The organism is Rhizobium grahamii (assembly GCF_009498215.1).
GTDB lineage: Bacteria > Pseudomonadota > Alphaproteobacteria > Rhizobiales > Rhizobiaceae > Rhizobium > Rhizobium grahamii_A.
The window spans coordinates 2707302-2723065 of sequence record NZ_CP043498.1; the positions used below are offsets into that span (position 1 = coordinate 2707302).

Here is a 15764-nt window from a genome sequence, read left to right on the forward strand (position 1 = left end):
ATCGTCGATCCCATATCCAGAGGGTCGCATCGCTCGAGGGGATCAGAATGAGCCATCTGCGTAAATCTGCTGCATTGCTGGTCACCGGCTGGCTTGTCCTGACGCTACCTCCTCCAACAGCGTTCGCCGCCTCGCCGGCACCCGTTGAAGCCGAACATGGGATGGTCGTCACGGCGCAGCATCTGGCAACGGATGTCGGCGTCTCCGTGCTGAAGAACGGCGGCAATGCCGTCGATGCCGCGGTCGCCGTCGGCTACGCTCTTGCCGTTGTCTACCCGACCGCCGGCAACATCGGCGGTGGCGGTTTCATGACGATCCGCTTGAAGGACGGCAGGACGACATTCCTCGATTTCCGCGAGCGCGCGCCGCTTGCAGCCACCAAGACCATGTATCTCGATGCCAAGGGCGATATCGTTCCCCGCGCCAGCCTCGACGGTTACCTTGCGGTCGGCGTGCCGGGATCCGTAAAGGGCTTCGAGATGGCCCGCGAGAAGTACGGCACCAAGTCACGGCAGGACCTGCTGGCGCCGGCCATCCGCTATGCCAAAGAAGGCTTCAAGCTGGAACAGGGAGACGTCGCCAGTATCGGCGGCAGTGCGAAACGGCTCGCGAAAGACGAGGCCGCGGCGAATATCTTTCTGAAGCCGGAGGGCAAGCCTTTCGCCGTCGGTGAAAAGCTCGTGCAGCCCGACCTTGCCGCCGTTCTCTCCAGCATCGCCGACAACGGACCTGACGCCTTCTACAGGGGCATGCCGGCCGAGGCGATCGTCAAGGCGAGCCAGGCGAAGGGCGGCATTCTCGCCAAGGAGGATTTCGAGCAATACGCGGTGCGGGAGCTGAAGCCGATAGAATGCAATTACCGCGGCTACGACATCATCTCCTCGCCTCCCCCTTCCTCCGGCGGCGTCATCATCTGCGAGATCCTCAACGTGCTGGAAGGCTATCCGCTATCCTTCCTCGGCTACGGCTCGGCCGAAACGGTGCACCTGATGGTCGAGGCGATGCGATATGCCTATGTCGATCGCAATGCCGCCCTCGGCGACCCCGATTTCGTCGATAACCCGGTCTCCACCCTGCTCGACAAGGGCTACGCCAAGGCGATCCGTGCCAAGATCGATCCTTACAAGTCGGGCACCTCGGCCAACCTGAAGCCGCTCGGCGCCAAGGAAAGTGTCGAGACCACGCATTATTCGATCATTGATGACGAAGGAAATGCCGTCGCCGTCACTTACACTCTGAACGGCAACTTCGGCGCTGCCGTCGTTGCCCCCGGCACCGGCATCCTGCTCAACAACGAGATGGACGACTTCACCTCGAAGCCTGGCGTTCCGAACCTTTACGGTCTCGTGCAGGGCGAAGCCAATGCGATCGCCCCGAAGAAGACGCCGCTGTCCTCGATGAGCCCGACGATCGTCACCAAGGACGGCAAGCCCTTCATGGTGATCGGCAGCCCCGGCGGCTCGCGCATCATCACCATCACGCTCGAGACGATCCTCAACGTCATCGATTTCGGCATGGACATCAGCCAGGCGGTCAATGCGCCGCGCATCCATCACCAATGGCAGCCGGACAAGATCTATCTCGAGCCCTACGCGCTCTCGCCCGATACCATCCGGGCGCTGATCGGCATGGGCCATACGCTCGATGATGGCAGCGGCCCGCCGCAATGGGGACAGGCCGCTGGCATCCTGGTCGGCGGCAAGAGCCTCGCCGATATCGAGAAGGGCGGCGGCGCGCGCTACTACGGCGCGATGGACAGCCGTTCCACCGAGGGCTCCGCCGGCGGATACTAATCAGCGGATGCGGGCGTGGACATAATCGCCCTTGATGCTGACGCGTGGTTTCGCGCCGGGTACGCTCGGTTCCAGGCTATCGACGTAGGACGCCTTGGCGATCACCGAGTAATCCAGCGGCACGCCCCTTCCGAAGGTGAGGTCGGTCTGTAGCGACTGCGCGGTGATGTTGACGGTCTCGTCCTGCCGGATGCTGTCGTAGCGCAGATGCGCGCGAACCGCCGTGCCGAGAATGTCCATCCCTGCGGCGTGGCCGTCAAAGGCGATGTCGGCGGCCTTGCTGGTGATCGCGACATTGGCGAAATCACCATCCAATTCCGCCTTCAGCGCCTCCTGGTCGATGCGGACGGTGGTGCCAGGCGCGACGTTGGCGGAAATCTCCGGCGTACAATCGGACAGGTCCGCCCACGGCGTCTGCATCACCTCGATCTTCAGGACCGTTCCCTCGATCCGCATCGCGCTTCGATCGCGGCAGCCATTGAAGAACCAGCTGGAGTAAAAGCTCGAGAACCAGCCGTTGCGCCGCGCGCTGGTGCTGGCCTTGTAAGGCGCTGCGCCATCAGCGGTTAGCCTGACCTCGCTTGCCTCGCCGCTGATGACGACGGATCGGACGGCTGAAATATCGAGTGTCTCGCCCGCCATGCGCGGTCCGGCGAAGGCGGAGGCAAGCGTCAGAATGAATGCGGGGATAAAAAGGATCAGTGTCATCGGCTTCTCCTTGGACGCGCCGGCCGGCGGCTGGCGATTGCGTGCAAGGTGAAGACCGGGATCCGATCTTGAGACCTCGATCATGATCCGGGTCGCCCGCGATTGCGATCAAGGCCATAGTGATGCAGTTATTGAACGCGCCTCACCGAGCCCAGCCATCATGATCTTCGTCCCGCTTCCTTTCGTCGTTGCTCTCCTTCTCGTCATCCTGCTCGTCCGGATGGTCAGGCAGAACGATTGGGCCGAACAGGAAAAGCGCCCATTCCTGCTCCTGATCGGTGCCTACACGCTGCAATCGATCATCATCGGGATCCGCTGGGGCTACGACGTGCTCGATATCCTGCCGGTTCAGCCCGTCGTCGCGGCGCTGATAGCGGCGCTCGCCTGGATCAGCTTTCGCAACCTTGCCGCGGAACGGCAGACATCGCTGCTCCGCTTCTGGCCACACATCCTGCCGAGCCTCTTGATCGTCGCGCTTCTGATCTTCTGGCGCGACCCGGTCGGCCCGGCGGTGACGGCAACCTTCCTCGGCTACGGCTCCGCGCTGCTCTGGCTCGCCCGCAACGGGCCGGATGCCCTCGTCTCCTCGCGGCTTGATGGCGCGCTTCTGTCTTATCGCTCGTTGGTGATCACCGGCCTCGCACTGATCGCCTCGTCAATCGCTGACATCGCGATCAGCCTCGACCTCGAACAGAGCGGCGGCATCCATTCAGGAGCAATCGTCGCGGTCGGCAATGTCATTACGCTTCTGATTCTCGGCACGGCCGCGTCGATTGCGAGCGGCAGCCAGTCGCTCGGCGCGCCGACCTCGGAAGCTGCCATGCCACCCGCCGCAAGCGAAGAGGACGATGCCATTGCCCGCGCGCTGGAAAGCCTGATGCAGTCCCGGCAGATCTATCGCGATCCGGAACTAAATCTCGGCCGCATTGCACGAAAGATGAACCTTCCGGCCCGGCGCGTGTCGGTGGCCGTCAACCGCGTTCACGGCGTCAGCGTCTCGCAATATGTAAACGACTTCCGTATCCGAGCTGCCTGCGAAGCGCTGGTGACGACGGACGAGCCAGTCACACGGCTGATGTTCGATTGCGGCTTCATCAGCAAATCTAATTTCAATCGCGAGTTTTTGCGCGTTGCCGGCACCAACCCGACAGAGTTCCGCAGACGCGGCAACCGCAAGCCCGAAGCAAGCGATACACGGCCGACGCTTTTCGTGTCACGGTGACAAAGTCGTCGTTCACATCAAGCGCGTGCCACCCTATGCAAGGGCGTACCGTCATTCGAAAGAGTCTCCATGGCCAGCATTGAAATGATCGTTGCCGCCCGCGCTCGTCTGCGCGGACATGCGCGCCGCACGCCGCTTCTCTCCTCCCCGTTCATCGACGAAATTGCCGGCCGGCGGGTCTTCGTGAAGGCCGAGTGCCTGCAGCACACCGGCTCCTTCAAGTTCCGTGGCGGCTGGTCGGCCGTCTCCGCGCTGGCTCCGGCGGTTCGCAGCCGCGGCGTCATCGCCTTTTCCTCGGGTAACCACGCGCAGGGTGTTGCACTCGCGGCCAAGCTGCATGGCGTACCCTCCGTCATCATCATGCCGTCGGATGCACCGAAGCTGAAGATCGCCAACACGCGGGCGCTCTGTGCCGAAGTGGTACTCTACGACCGTGCTACCCAAGACCGTGACGCCATCGGCGCCGAGCTTTCGGCGGCGCGCGGACTGACCCTGATCAAGCCTTTCGACGAGCCGCAGGTGATCGCCGGTCAGGGCACGACGGGTCTCGAGATCGCCGAACAGGCGGAAGAGGAAGGCGTCAAGTCGGCCGAGGTGCTGGTCCCCTGCGGTGGCGGCGGCCTGTCGTCGGGGATTGCGCTTGCGCTCGAAGCCAGCGCACCGGCCTTTCGCGTTCGTCCCTGCGAGCCGGATGGGTTCGACGATTTCACGCGGTCGCTGGCATCAGGCAAGATCGAGCGCAACGCCACGATGACCGGCTCCATCTGTGATGCGATCATCACGCCCGAACCCGGCAAGATCACCTTCCCGATCCTGCAGCGCCTCTCGGGCGCCGGCATCGTCGTGACCGACGAAGAGGCGCTTCGCGCCATGGCGCTTGCCTTTGTTCGGCTGAAACTCGTTGTCGAGCCCGGCGGCGCGGTCGCCCTTGCCGCAGCGCTGTTTCATGGCGATGAACTCGAGGAGAACAACGTCGTCGTCGTTACCTCGGGAGGCAACGTCGACGCCGATGTCTTTGCCGAGGCGCTGACCCGACACGGATAGAGGCAGACGAAGCTGTCAGCTCGTCTAGACGAGAGCAAGATACCCCTAACCGGCATACCGGCTCGCGCCGGTATCCAGCGCGATCAAGTCCTTGATCGTGAAAGACTCCTTGGCCGCGCAGACGCGCGGCGGGCTGGATTCCGGCTCAAGGCGGGAATGAAGGAGACGTAAGGGATATCAAACGATAGAGGTTCGCCGAGTGAGGCAGGCCAAGCCTGCCTCACTCTTCCTTTCAAGCGGCCTTATAGCGGGGGGCCGGTGCCGCGCGCGACAGGTTCGGCATCAGCGCCTGGCGGGCATCCTCGTAAGCCTTCAGCAACCCCGCATCCTCGAGAGCCGGAATGGTCGCGAACTCGCCCTGGTCGAAACCGGCAAGGGCGGCGTCCACCATGGCTTCGGCCTGCATGACGATCTCGGTCGGCAGGTGCTCGACCGGCGTGCCGGCGATGCCCCAGAATTCGGTCGCCGTCGCTCCCGGCAGCACCGCCTGGATGCGGATGTTCTTGTCCGCCAGCTCGTGCTTCAACGATTGGCTGAAGGCAAAAACGAAAGCCTTGCTGGCCCCATAGACGCCGTTCAGTACTTCAGGTGCGATCGCCACGATCGACGCGATGTTGATGATTGCGCCGCCGCCGCGGGCAACGAAGCCGGGCACGGCGGCATAGCTCAGCCGCATCAACGCCGTGACATTGAGATCGATCATCGCCTGCATCTTGTCGACATCGGAGGCAAGCAGCGGCGCGGTGCCGCCGACGCCGGCATTGTTGACCAGAAGCGTAATGCTGCGGTCGCTCTTCAGCACCGCCTCGACGCGGGCCAGATCAGCCTTGTTGCCGAGATCGGCCGGAATGGTCTCAACCGTTCTGCCCGTTTCCCGGGTCAGTCTCGTCGCAAGTTCGGAAAGCCGTTCTGCATTGCGGGCGACCAGAATGAGATCATAGCCCCGCTTTGCGAGCCGGTGAGCATAGACGGCACCGATCCCCGACGATGCGCCGGTAACGAGTGCGGTCCCTTTGTGTTGTTCGGTCATTGTCGTTCTCCGTGTTTGGGCAACAGCGCCTGCTGTTGGCTTGCGGAGAGTCTTACGCCTGATTGCCAATGGCTTGAATGTCATATAAACCACCTTTTAGGACAAACGGAGTTTCGAGCCATGCAACGCATTGCAGTCCTGCTCTTTCCCGGCTTTCAGATGATGAGCCTCGCCGCCATCTCGGCCTTCGAGTTCACCAACATCGAGCTCGGCGAGCCGGCCTATAAGGTTTCCTATCTCTCCGAGACCGGGGGGCCTGTTCCCAGCTCCTTCGGAGTGAATGTCGAGACCACGCGCTTCGGCGATCCCGCTTTCGATACGCTGCTGGTGTCCGGCGCCGTCGGCATCAAACTGCCGACCGAGAAGGAAGCGGAATTCATCCGCAGCGCGCTTGCCGCCTCCCGCCGCGTCGCCTCGATCTGTACCGGCGCTTTTCTGCTTGCGGAGGCAGGCGTCCTGGATGGCCGTCGCGCCACGACCCACTGGCTCCTCGCCCGCGAGCTGCAATCGCGCTATCCGAAGGTCAGGCTCGAGGAAGACCGCATCTTCATCATCGATGGCTCCGTCTGGAGCTCGGCGGGCATGACGGCCGGGGTCGACCTGGCGCTTGCGATGATCGAGAAGGACCATGGCGCCGAGATCGCCCGCGCGGTCGCCCGCAAGCTCGTCGTCTACCACCGCCGCGCCGGCGGCCAGTCGCAGTTTTCGGCACTCTTGGAACTGGAACCCAAATCGGACCGTATCCAGAAGGCGCTTGCCCATGCGCGCGGCAATCTGAAGAACACGCTATCAGTTGAGGAGCTGGCGGAAGCGGCCGCGCTCAGCCCCCGACAATTCAGCCGGACGTTTCGCGCAGAGACGGGGCAATCGCCAGCCAAGGCAGTTGAGAACCTGCGCCTGGAGGCAGCCCGCCTGATGATGGAGCAGGGCCGGCATCCGATCGACGTCGTTGCAACGGAAACAGGTTTCGCGGATCGCGAGAGGATGCGCCGTGCCTTCCTGCGCGCCTTCGGGCAGCCGCCCCAGGCAATACGCCGAAACGCGCAGCGCGAACATCAGGCATAGGCCCGCGCCGCCGGTCTTGCGGCTGATGGGACGGCGTCCGCGACAGCCTCCTGCACCGCTTGCAGCATGATGGACGCGAGCCGCGCGGTTGCCGGCCCAGGGTCGGCTTCGGCACGATGCAGCACGAGACCGAGCGAGGGAAGCTCGGGCAGGCCGGCTGCCTCGGCGACAACCGGCTTCACCTTTCGCGGCAGCCCGATCGGTGTGCGGATGCTGATCCCGAGCCCCGCAGCCGTCGCCGCCCACAATCCGCCGAGGCTTGGACTGACGAAGGCGAGCCGCCAGGGAATGCCTGCCGTATCAAGCGCCTTTGTCGCCGCGGTGCGCAGCAGGCAGGGGGCCTCCAGCGAAGCGAGCGGCACCGGCTCGCCGCTGTCGAGGGTCCAGTCTACCGCCCCTTCCGCCGGACCGATCCAGCACATCGGCACCTCGGCGATCTTCTCGCAATGCGGTGTCAGCGTGCCATCGCTCCAGGCCAGCGCCAGATCGAGCTTGCCAGTGGTGACGCGCTCGATCAGCTCGACATTGCGCACCACCCGCGCCTCGATGCGGACCTTCGGATGCGCACGCGCAAAACGGCCAAGCACGTCGGGTAGCACGGTCTCGCCGAAGTCCTCCTGCAATCCGAGCCTGACCCACCCCTCGAGTTCGATGCTCTGCACGGCTGCAGCCGCTTCGTCGTTGAGCTCCAGCAGACGGCGCGCATAGGCCAGCATCGTTTCACCGGCATCGGTGAGCGCGAGCCCGCGTCCGACCTTGCGGAAGATCGGCGTTCCAGCCTGCTCCTCCAGCTTCTTCAGTTGGGCGCTGACCGCCGAGGTCGAACGGCCGAGCCGGTCGGCCGCCCGCGCGAAATTGCCGAGCTCCATTCCCGTCGCGAAGGTCCTGAGCACATCGAGATCGAAGATCGTCCGTCGCATCGTTATAATCCCGTTTTTATGGATCATAAGTTCATTTAATTCTGATTTTTCGCATTATCGTGACGTGCGATGCTCCTCCTGTCAAGAATTCACTCAGAGGAGGCAGTGATGCCTTTTGTTCGTATCTCTCTCCTGCGCGGCAAGTCGCCGGACTATCTTCGCGCCGTTTCCGACAGCATTCATCAGGCCATGGTCGAAGCATTCAATGTCCCGCCCGCTGACCGCTTCCAGGTCATCCATCAGCATGAACCGGGCGAACTGGTCTTCGACCGGAACTACCTCGCCGGGCCACGTTCCGACGATTTCGTGCTTTTCGCGATTACTGCCGGCAAGCCGCGCTCGACCGAGACCCGCAAGGCCTTCTTCAAGCGCGCCGCCGAACTTCTCGGCGCATCACCTGGCATTCGGCCGGAAGACATCATGATCGTCGTCACCACAACATCACCGGACGAGTGGTCGTTCGGCGATGGCAAGGCGCAGATGAGCGAACCCGGATGGGAAGCCCGCGCCTTCGGGAGCGCCGCATGATGGGCAACCCTGAAAGCATGACGATCCGGCGTCCGGGCAATGCCGTCCGCTCGCCCGCCGATATTGCCACCGCGCCCTTCTGGGTCGAAATGCTGCTGGAAGGCACGGCAGATGGCGAAAGCACCGCGATGCGAGCAAGCCTCGATCCCGGTACGATCACGCGCTGGCATACGCATCCGCGCGGACAGCTGCTCTATGTTCTGTCGGGCAAGGGGCTGGTGCAACGCGAAGGCGGCGCGGTGGAAGAATTGCGTGCCGGAGATGCCATCTGGTTCGCCGCCGGTGAGAAGCACTGGCATGGCGCGACGGCTGACAGCCCCTTCAGCTACATCAGCATCCAGGCAAGCGAGGCCGGTCGCATCGTCGACTGGCTGGAACCGGTGGAGGTTCTCTCATGATGGCGATGCAATACAGCCTCACCCTGCCTGCCGACTACGACATGTCGATCATCGAACGGCGCATCCGTGACAAGGGGCCGATGCTCGACGGCTTTCCCGGCCTCGGCTTCAAGGCCTATCTCAGCGCGCGCAAGGGTGAGTTCGGGTCGCGCGAAAACCTCTATGCGCCCTTCTACCTCTGGCAGCAGCCGGAGCGTGCCAGCGACTTTCTCACCGGCGCGGGCTTCGAAGCACTGACGCAGTCTTTCGGCTGGCCGCAGGTGAAAACCTGGATCGTCTGGTACGGGGAAACCGCGCCTGCGATCGCGGAGGCCAAATTCGCAACTGAGGAGATCGTGGGTATCGAGCCCTACTCCACCCTTGCCGAGATCAGAGACGAGGAGATAACGCGGGCGCAACGGCAAGCGAGACAGGCTGACGTCCTCGCGTCGGTCTCAGCTTTCGAGCCGACAAGCTGGACGATCACGCGCTTCAGCCTGCATCGCTCTGCGCCGCTAATTGCGGCAGCCGGCCCAGATCTATCGGGTTGGGCACGTGTCCCTGCCATAAGGCCTCAGGTCGTTGCCCGCCGGTAGAGCGCAAGTGACCCGGCCAGTGCCAGCATCGCCCCGCCGCAGGCGCGCTCCAGCCAGACCGCGCCTGCCGTCTTCAGCAGCCGGACGGCCTGCGAACCGAAGATCGCGTAACCGAGCATGATCAGAAAATCGAGCGACGCGAAGACCACCGCCAGCACTGCATACTGCGTCGCCTGCGGCAGTGCCGGATTGATGAACTGCGGCAGAAACGCCGAGAAGAACAGATAGCCCTTGGGGTTGGTGACGGCCACCATGAAGCTCTTGAGCCCGATCGAAAAGGTGGATCCGCCCGTCACGTCGCCTTCCGGCTTCAGCGCCGCGTTGAAGCCGCCCTTGGTGCGCAGCATCAAGATCCCGAGAAAGGCGAGATAGGCAGCCCCCACATATTTCAGCATCGAGAACCAGAACTCCGACGCAGCGAGTAGCGCGCCGAGACCGATCGCCACGGCCCCGAGGAGCACAAAGTCGGACAGCACCGCGCCGATCATGCCCGGGATCGCCCGGCGAACGCCGTAGCGCGAACCGTTGGTCATCGCCAGAAGCACCGTCGGCCCGGGCGTTGCAATCGCGACGAAGGAGACGGCTACGAATGCGAGAAGTGTAACAATGTGCATGATGCCCTCCCGAACATGGAGGCCGACCCTTGCATGTGCGCCCGCCAGCCGCAAGACACCCATGGTTCAGGACAGCAAAAAGCCCGCCGCCTGTTAAGGCAGCGGGCTCTGATGATTGGTGGCTAATGCGCCTTAGATGCCGCTCTGGCCGTCGGAGCCGATATAGGCGATGCGCAGCATGTTGGTGGCACCTGGTGTTCCGAGCGGCACGCCGGCCGAGATGATGATGCGATCGCCCGGCTTGCCGAAGCCTTCGTCGGCAACGATGCGGCACGCACGGTTGACCATGTCGTCGAGGTCGGTCGCGTCATGCGTGACGACGCAGTGCAGACCCCAGACGATGGCGAGACGGCGAGCCGTCTGAATGACCGGCGACAGCGCCAGGATCGGAACCTGCGGACGCTCGCGCGAGGCGCGCAGACCCGTCGTGCCCGACGAGGTGTAACAGACGATAGCCGAGAGGCGCAGCGTTTCGGCTATCTGACGAGCAGCGAGCGAAATCGCATCGGCGCCAGTTGCTTCCGGCTGAGCGCGCTGCGCGTAGATGATGCCAGGATAGTGCGGCTCGCGCTCGATCGTGCTTGCGATCGAGGCCATCGTCGAGACGGCTTCAACCGGATAGTCACCGGATGCGGATTCAGCCGACAGCATGACGGCGTCGGCGCCTTCGAAGACGGCGGTCGCGACGTCGGAGACTTCAGCACGGGTCGGGACCGGTGCGGTGATCATCGATTCTAGCATCTGCGTGGCGACGATCACTGGCTTGCCCGAACGGCGGCAGGCGCGGATCAGCTGCTTCTGGATACCCGGAACGGATTCGAGCGGCATTTCGACGCCGAGGTCGCCACGGGCAACCATCAGCGCGTCGGAGAGCTCGATGATTTCCTCGATACGCTCGATCGCCTGCGGCTTTTCGATCTTCGACATGATGCCGACGCGACCGCGCGCGATCTTGCGAACCTCAGCCAGATCTTCCGGGCGCTGCACGAAGGAGAGCGCGACCCAGTCGACATCGTCGGTCGCCAGAACGGCGTCGAGGTCGGTGCGGTCCTTGTCGGTCAGAACGCCGACGGTCAGCAGCGTGTCGGGAAGGCTGACACCCTTGCGGTCGGAGATCTTCGTGCCCGAAATGACGGTCGTGACGATGCTCTTGCCGTCGCACTTTTCAGCGCGCAGCGCGAGCTTGCCGTCGTCGATCAGCAGGCGGTGGCCGGGCTGTACCGATTCCAGGATTTCGGGATGCGGCAGGAACACGCGGGTCGCATCGCCGGGAGCTTCGTTGTTGTCGAGCGTGAACGTGTCGCCCGGCTTCAGATCGACCTTGCCTTCGGCAAACTTGCCGACGCGCAGCTTCGGACCCTGCAGGTCGGCGAGGATGCCGATCGGGCGGCCGGAGCGGGCTTCGACGGCGCGGATACGCTTGATCAGCGAACGCATCACGTCGTGGCTGGCGTGGCTCATGTTGATACGGAAAACATCGGCACCGGCCTGGTGCAGCTTCTCGATCATCGATTCCTCGGACGAGGCGGGTCCAAGGGTGGCGAGGATTTTAACTTTGCGGTTGCGCTTCATCAATTCGGGCTTTCTTGCGTGCCTGGAGTATCGGAAAGTTGGACCATCCAGCTGCCCTGGCGGCCCGTGTCATATTCCTTGAACCCCATCTTCTGATAGCCACGGGCGTAGCAATCATTGACACCCGTGATCTTGAACTCGTTTTCCGCCACGCACATTTGCACGTCACCCGTCCATCGGCCTCCCCGGGCAGCGTCTTCGGCGTAGAGGTAGTAATATCGGGACTGCAGCTCTCCCTCGATTAGCGTCGCGCAGGTCGTCGCCGGTACCTGCCACCAGCCTTCCGTGATCCAACCATCCTTAGCGCGATAGCCGATCGCAACGCCCACCAGATTCTGGGTCCCATTGCAGACGCGGAAATCGGCGCGGGCTGCATCGGCAATAAAAAACGGCGCGAAGGCCGCTAGAACAAACAGTGCAAAACGGGCAAGCGGCCCGCAACGCATAAGGAAACTTGGCGCGGTCTGGATCAGCACGACTTCCAATGGGCTCCCGGTTATTCGTTGTTGTGCCTTCTTGCGCCGCCTCCCCGCGAAAGTCAACGCAATGCTAATCGATTATATTCCGGATGCCGCAGCCTGTGCTTCGCCATGGACGCACGATTGATCGACGAGTGTGCTTGAACCCGCGATTTGCACGTGCGATCAGGGACACGTCCGCAAACGACGATCGGCCCTCCTTGTGATGCAAGACTTCCAACCCTTCAAAATCCTAGTCGGAAATCATGACAGCGGCATGGTGCTTCTCGGCGATCATGCCATGAACCGGCTGCCGCCGCGCTATGGCGATCTCGGCTTGCCGACGAGCGCCTTCGCGCGGCACATCGCCTATGACATCGGTATCGAGGCCTTGACGCGAACGCTGTCGCAGAGGCTTGGCGTTCCTGCTGTCCTTGGCGGCTTTTCCCGGCTGTTGATCGATCCGAACCGGGGGAAGACGACCCGACCCTCATCATGCGCATATCGGATGGCGCCATCATCCCCGGTAATCATCCGATCACCGCCGAAGAGTGGAACCATCGGATCGAGGCCTTCCATCGTCCCTATCACAATGCCGTTAGCGAGACGATCGCAAGGACGGCGGAGGCATCAGGATGTGCACCGCTGGTCCTGTCGCTCCATTCCTATACACCGGCCTGGAAGGGCATTCCCCGTCCGTGGCATGCCGCCGTCCTCTGGGATAGCGACAATCGCGCCGTCCGCCCCCTCCTGGAGCAACTGCGCCGCGATCCCGAACTCATCGTCGGCGACAACGAGCCGTATGATGGCGCACTGAAGGGCGATACGATGTATCGCCATTGCATGGTATCAGGCATCCCGCATGCGCTGCTCGAGGTCCGGCAGGACCTGATAGGCGACGAAGCCGGCGTTGCCGCCTGGGCGGACCGGCTGGCACCGATTTTTCAGGCGATGAATGCCGATGCCGCGCTACACGCCTATAATGTCCATGCCTCGCGCACCGGACCATATGCATAGAGGAGCCAGTCATGTCCGAACTGACCAAGGAACAGCAGACCGAGTTTGAAGCCGCAGCTTTTCGCCGCCTGGTTCAGCATCTGCGCGACCGAGACGACGTCCAGAACATCGATCTCATGAACCTCGCAGGCTTTTGCCGCAATTGCCTCTCCAACTGGTATCGCGAGGCGGCCGAGGCGGACGGCTTTCCCCTCTCCAAGGACGAATCGCGCGAGATCGTTTACGGCATGCCCTATGAGGATTGGAAAAATCTTCATCAGAATGAAGCCTCGCCCCAGCAAAAAGCCGCATTTGCGCAGAACATCCCGCACAAATAGGCCCCGCCCTTTTAAATCGGCTTGACCGCACGACGACTTCACGGCAGTCAACGCCATCCGAATTTTCACACTCTGTAAGGAGAACTCGATGTCCGATGCTCACGGCGTTGCCCGCGATCAGCTTCGCGCTTTTGTGGAGCGCATTGAACGACTGGAAGAAGAAAAGAAGACGATCGCCGACGACATCAAGGACGTCTATGGCGAGGCCAAGGGCACCGGCTTCGATACGAAGATCCTCAAGAAGGTCATCGCGCTTCGCAAGAAGGACGAGCAGGAACGCATGGAAGAGGACGCGATCCTCGACACCTACCTGCACGCGCTCGGCATGATCGAGAACCCGCCGGAAGGCTGATCACGGCCTGAAGTGTAAGGTTTGACGAAAACCCGCCGGTTCGCCCCGGCGGGTTTTGTTTTGCATAAAGCGTCGGAGCACCCGCTCCGGAAATAAGAAAGCCGCCGGATCGCTCCGACGGCTTTGTTGTTTCCTCGTGGCGCAGGACTTAGTTCGTGTTGAACTTGCGCACTTCCATGAAGTTGACCGCGTTGCCGCTAAACCGGCCGGGATCGATGGAGGCAGTCTTCGTAAAGCCCGCTGCATAGACGGCGGTCGGCTGCGCTCTCAGCGTCTGGCTGACGAAACGCGGCGCCTTCACCGGCTTTGTCACCATTTCCATACGCGCGTTGGTCAACGCCCATTTGGAGATGATCTTCTCCGTCAGCTTCGGCTCGGTCCGCACAGTCGCGCGCGTCGCATCCGCTTCGGCGGCCTCAACCTTGGTCGGACGTCCGCCCTTGGTCGGCAGCGCTGCCGAAGCCGCGTTGTCCTGTGCCTTCGGCGTATCGAAGCCATCTCCGAAGCTTGCAGAAGACGAGCTTGTCGGTGCAAGCGCTGCCAGCTGCACCGGCGGCTTTTCAGCTGGAACCTTTTGCGGCATGGCGGCGTTTATAGCCTGTTCGACGTTCGTGACGGGCGACTGGCTGGAAGCGACCTGACGGTCTCCTCCGGCATTCTGCTGGTCAAGAGCGTCGGCGACAGCCGGAGACAGCGTATCGTCCTGGTCTGCCATATCGTCTTCTGCTTCAGAGTCGGCATTCGCCGCAGCGAGCAGTTTCTCGGCAAGCGCCGGGCGTTCAGCCGGCGTTGGAACGGCTGCGAGATTCCCCGTCATCGCAGCCGGGTCAGCCGAAGCAACTTCTGCATCGCCAGGAGAACGACGTGGTCCGAGCAGGGAAGGTACAGGTACGCTATAGGCGCTGAGATCTGCGAACTGCTGCTGACCCTGCGTGGTCACAGCGGAAAGGGCATCCTGCGCTGCATTTCCGGATTGCGGAGCGACAAGCGCACTCGCTACTTCGCTGCCGCCAGGCTGATTGGCAAACGCCGGCCGCACCTGCGGTATAGGCGCGTTTACACTTGCGACTTGCGGAGCCTCGGCGGGCGCTTGCTCACCGGGGTTGGCAGCGTTCGGCAGATCGGCAGCCTTAGGCGGCGTCGCCTTCGCTACAGCGACCGGAGCTGCGCTATCATCATCGGAGCTATCTTCGGCCTCATCCGCGCCACCGCCGAACAGGGCGGCAAACAGCGTCTTGTGCTTGCGTGGCTCTTCGTCGGAAGACGAACCGGAATAGGCGCCCGAGCTTGCCATCTGTACCGAGCTACCGCTGACGCGACGCTTGTAATCCGCAACAGCCTGCTCGTAGCCTGGCAGAGGCTTGCCATCGGCCGGGATGTGCATGGTGTTGCCGTTCGGGAAGAGCCGGACCAGTTCGTCGCGACTCATGCGCGGCCAGGCGCGAACGCCACCGACATCCATGTGAACGAAGGGAGAGCCCGACTTCGGATAGAATCCAACGCCGCCGACCTGCATTTTCATGCCGATTGCGCGCAAAGTGGCCAGTTTGACGTCAGGAATGAAGAAATCCATCGCCTTGCCAAGCATATGCTGGCTCTTCTCGGCGACGCCCGAATTGCGCGAACGCGACTTCAGCATGGCGTTGGTGCCCGGCGAACGGAAACCGCAGACGACGTTGATATAATCCCTGGAACCGCTCTGGCGGTAGACTTCCCAGATCAGATCGAAGAGGCGCGGATCCATCTTCGTCGGCTGGTTCTTGCGCCAGTCACGCAGGAAGCGGTTCAACTGCTCCAGACCCTTCGGGTCGAACCTGCCGTTGCGCTTATAGGTGATGACGGCCTTTTCGCCGGTGTGAATGAAGTAAAGCTTGAGACTGCGCGTTTCACCCGCTGCCTGAGACGGCGTACTGGAGCCGACGAGCACCGGCGACGAGATAGCAACTGCGAGAAGGGCGGCCATAGCCGTCCTAACCACCTTTCCGCAAAGGTCTGCGCACCTGTTGCGCCAGTTCGGGCGCGAAGGCTTCGTATTCCAATTCAGATCCGGCAAACTCAATCCCCGTCAGACAGCCGATGGTCCCTCAATCTGACCCATGACTGTGAAATGCGGTCACACGATGGCAAAAATACCACACATGTTCAACCTTT

At 62.5% G+C, this 15764-nt stretch carries 15 protein-coding genes and 2 pseudogenes; 10 read left to right on the forward strand and 7 right to left on the reverse strand.

Annotated elements, in window-relative coordinates:
• Positions 1-47: 47 nt before the first annotated feature.
• Positions 48-1793: a gamma-glutamyltransferase gene (gene ggt, locus FZ934_RS13110; protein ID WP_246737803.1), complete on the forward strand. Its 1746-nt coding sequence runs from the start codon at positions 48-50 to the stop codon at positions 1791-1793.
• Here ggt and FZ934_RS13115 read toward each other — a convergent pair whose 3' ends face one another.
• Positions 1794-2501: a hypothetical protein gene (locus tag FZ934_RS13115; protein WP_153271420.1), complete on the reverse strand. Its 708-nt coding sequence runs from the start codon at positions 2499-2501 to the stop codon at positions 1794-1796. It lies immediately after the preceding gene.
• 160 nt (positions 2502-2661) lie between these two features.
• Here FZ934_RS13115 and FZ934_RS13120 point away from each other — a divergent pair, with 160 nt between their 5' ends.
• Positions 2662-3723, forward strand: a complete 1062-nt coding sequence (locus FZ934_RS13120; protein ID WP_153271421.1) for a helix-turn-helix domain-containing protein — start codon at positions 2662-2664, stop codon at positions 3721-3723.
• Between the two features lie 69 nt (positions 3724-3792).
• Entirely contained in the window at positions 3793-4767 is a 975-nt protein-coding gene (locus FZ934_RS13125; RefSeq protein WP_153271422.1) for a threonine ammonia-lyase, read from the forward strand.
• Positions 4768-4999: 232 nt separating this feature from the next.
• Here the strand turns inward: FZ934_RS13125 and FZ934_RS13130 are convergent, their stop codons facing one another.
• Positions 5000-5797, reverse strand: coding sequence for an SDR family NAD(P)-dependent oxidoreductase (locus tag FZ934_RS13130; protein ID WP_153271423.1), 798 nt, complete (start codon positions 5795-5797; stop codon positions 5000-5002).
• A 120-nt stretch (positions 5798-5917) separates the two neighbouring features.
• On the opposite strand from FZ934_RS13130, the gene FZ934_RS13135 reads away from it, so the two are divergent.
• On the forward strand, positions 5918-6862 hold the full coding sequence (locus tag FZ934_RS13135) for a GlxA family transcriptional regulator (RefSeq protein ID WP_153271424.1): 945 nt from the start codon (positions 5918-5920) through the stop codon (positions 6860-6862).
• Here FZ934_RS13135 and FZ934_RS13140 read toward each other — a convergent pair.
• The gene (locus tag FZ934_RS13140) at positions 6853-7782 is read right to left on the reverse strand and encodes a LysR substrate-binding domain-containing protein (RefSeq protein ID WP_153271425.1); all 930 of its coding nucleotides are present in this window, start codon (positions 7780-7782) and stop codon (positions 6853-6855) included. The two genes, FZ934_RS13135 and FZ934_RS13140, sit on opposite strands and share 10 nt — an antisense overlap.
• Before the next feature lie 108 nt (positions 7783-7890).
• Here FZ934_RS13140 and FZ934_RS13145 point away from each other — a divergent pair, with 108 nt between their 5' ends.
• The 3 genes and pseudogenes from FZ934_RS13145 to FZ934_RS13155 all read left to right on the forward strand — a co-directional run bounded on the left by FZ934_RS13145 (position 7891) and on the right by FZ934_RS13155 (position 9257).
• Complete coding sequence (locus FZ934_RS13145) at positions 7891-8310, forward strand: tautomerase family protein (RefSeq protein WP_153271426.1); 420 nt, start codon at positions 7891-7893, stop codon at positions 8308-8310.
• On the forward strand, positions 8307-8708 hold the full coding sequence (locus tag FZ934_RS13150) for a cupin domain-containing protein (protein WP_153271427.1): 402 nt from the start codon (positions 8307-8309) through the stop codon (positions 8706-8708). Before FZ934_RS13145 ends, FZ934_RS13150 begins: the two co-directional genes overlap by 4 nt.
• A pseudogene (locus tag FZ934_RS13155) lies at positions 8705-9257 on the forward strand (DUF4865 family protein). Before FZ934_RS13150 ends, FZ934_RS13155 begins: the two are co-directional and overlap by 4 nt.
• Positions 9258-9261: 4 nt before the next feature.
• Here FZ934_RS13155 and FZ934_RS13160 read toward each other — a convergent pair.
• From FZ934_RS13160 to FZ934_RS13170, 3 genes are all read right to left on the reverse strand, one after another.
• Positions 9262-9897 carry a LysE family translocator gene (locus tag FZ934_RS13160; RefSeq protein WP_153271428.1) on the reverse strand — a complete coding sequence of 212 codons (636 nt, stop codon included), beginning with the start codon at positions 9895-9897 and terminating at the stop codon, positions 9262-9264.
• 132 nt (positions 9898-10029) lie between these two features.
• Positions 10030-11469: a pyruvate kinase gene (gene pyk / locus FZ934_RS13165; RefSeq protein ID WP_153271429.1), complete on the reverse strand. Its 1440-nt coding sequence runs from the start codon at positions 11467-11469 to the stop codon at positions 10030-10032.
• Positions 11469-11954 (reverse strand): DUF1036 domain-containing protein, encoded by a 486-nt coding sequence (locus FZ934_RS13170; protein ID WP_113360680.1) that lies wholly within the window; start codon positions 11952-11954, stop codon positions 11469-11471. Before FZ934_RS13170 ends, pyk begins: the two co-directional genes overlap by 1 nt.
• A gap of 199 nt (positions 11955-12153) precedes the next feature.
• Between FZ934_RS13170 and FZ934_RS13175 the strand changes: the two are divergent.
• From FZ934_RS13175 to FZ934_RS13185, 3 genes and pseudogenes are all read left to right on the forward strand, one after another.
• A pseudogene (locus FZ934_RS13175) lies at positions 12154-12944 on the forward strand (N-formylglutamate amidohydrolase).
• A gap of 11 nt (positions 12945-12955) precedes the next feature.
• Positions 12956-13261 carry a DUF1244 domain-containing protein gene (locus tag FZ934_RS13180; RefSeq protein WP_153271430.1) on the forward strand — a complete coding sequence of 102 codons (306 nt, stop codon included), beginning with the start codon at positions 12956-12958 and terminating at the stop codon, positions 13259-13261.
• 88 nt (positions 13262-13349) lie between these two features.
• Positions 13350-13613: a DUF2312 domain-containing protein gene (locus FZ934_RS13185; protein ID WP_056820927.1), complete on the forward strand. Its 264-nt coding sequence runs from the start codon at positions 13350-13352 to the stop codon at positions 13611-13613.
• A 148-nt stretch (positions 13614-13761) separates the two neighbouring features.
• On the opposite strand, the gene FZ934_RS13190 is transcribed toward FZ934_RS13185, so the two are convergent.
• Positions 13762-15666: a DUF882 domain-containing protein gene (locus FZ934_RS13190; RefSeq protein WP_153271431.1), complete on the reverse strand. Its 1905-nt coding sequence runs from the start codon at positions 15664-15666 to the stop codon at positions 13762-13764.
• Between the last annotated feature and the right edge of the window lie 98 nt (positions 15667-15764).

Excerpts from the sequence above, each read along its gene's own strand:
- ggt (WP_246737803.1), top strand. The coding sequence starts at position 48 with ATGAGCCATCTGCGTAAATCTGCTGCATTGCTGGTCACCGGCTGGCTT.
- FZ934_RS13115 (WP_153271420.1), bottom strand. The coding sequence starts at position 2,501 with ATGACACTGATCCTTTTTATCCCCGCATTCATTCTGACGCTTGCCTCC.
- FZ934_RS13120 (WP_153271421.1), top strand. The coding sequence starts at position 2,662 with ATGATCTTCGTCCCGCTTCCTTTCGTCGTTGCTCTCCTTCTCGTCATC.
- FZ934_RS13125 (WP_153271422.1), top strand. The coding sequence starts at position 3,793 with ATGGCCAGCATTGAAATGATCGTTGCCGCCCGCGCTCGTCTGCGCGGA.
- FZ934_RS13130 (WP_153271423.1), bottom strand. The coding sequence starts at position 5,797 with ATGACCGAACAACACAAAGGGACCGCACTCGTTACCGGCGCATCGTCG.
- FZ934_RS13135 (WP_153271424.1), top strand. The coding sequence starts at position 5,918 with ATGCAACGCATTGCAGTCCTGCTCTTTCCCGGCTTTCAGATGATGAGC.
- FZ934_RS13140 (WP_153271425.1), bottom strand. The coding sequence starts at position 7,782 with ATGCGACGGACGATCTTCGATCTCGATGTGCTCAGGACCTTCGCGACG.
- FZ934_RS13145 (WP_153271426.1), top strand. The coding sequence starts at position 7,891 with ATGCCTTTTGTTCGTATCTCTCTCCTGCGCGGCAAGTCGCCGGACTAT.
- FZ934_RS13150 (WP_153271427.1), top strand. The coding sequence starts at position 8,307 with ATGATGGGCAACCCTGAAAGCATGACGATCCGGCGTCCGGGCAATGCC.
- FZ934_RS13160 (WP_153271428.1), bottom strand. The coding sequence starts at position 9,897 with ATGCACATTGTTACACTTCTCGCATTCGTAGCCGTCTCCTTCGTCGCG.
- pyk (WP_153271429.1), bottom strand. The coding sequence starts at position 11,469 with ATGAAGCGCAACCGCAAAGTTAAAATCCTCGCCACCCTTGGACCCGCC.
- FZ934_RS13180 (WP_153271430.1), top strand. The coding sequence starts at position 12,956 with ATGTCCGAACTGACCAAGGAACAGCAGACCGAGTTTGAAGCCGCAGCT.
- FZ934_RS13185 (WP_056820927.1), top strand. The coding sequence starts at position 13,350 with ATGTCCGATGCTCACGGCGTTGCCCGCGATCAGCTTCGCGCTTTTGTG.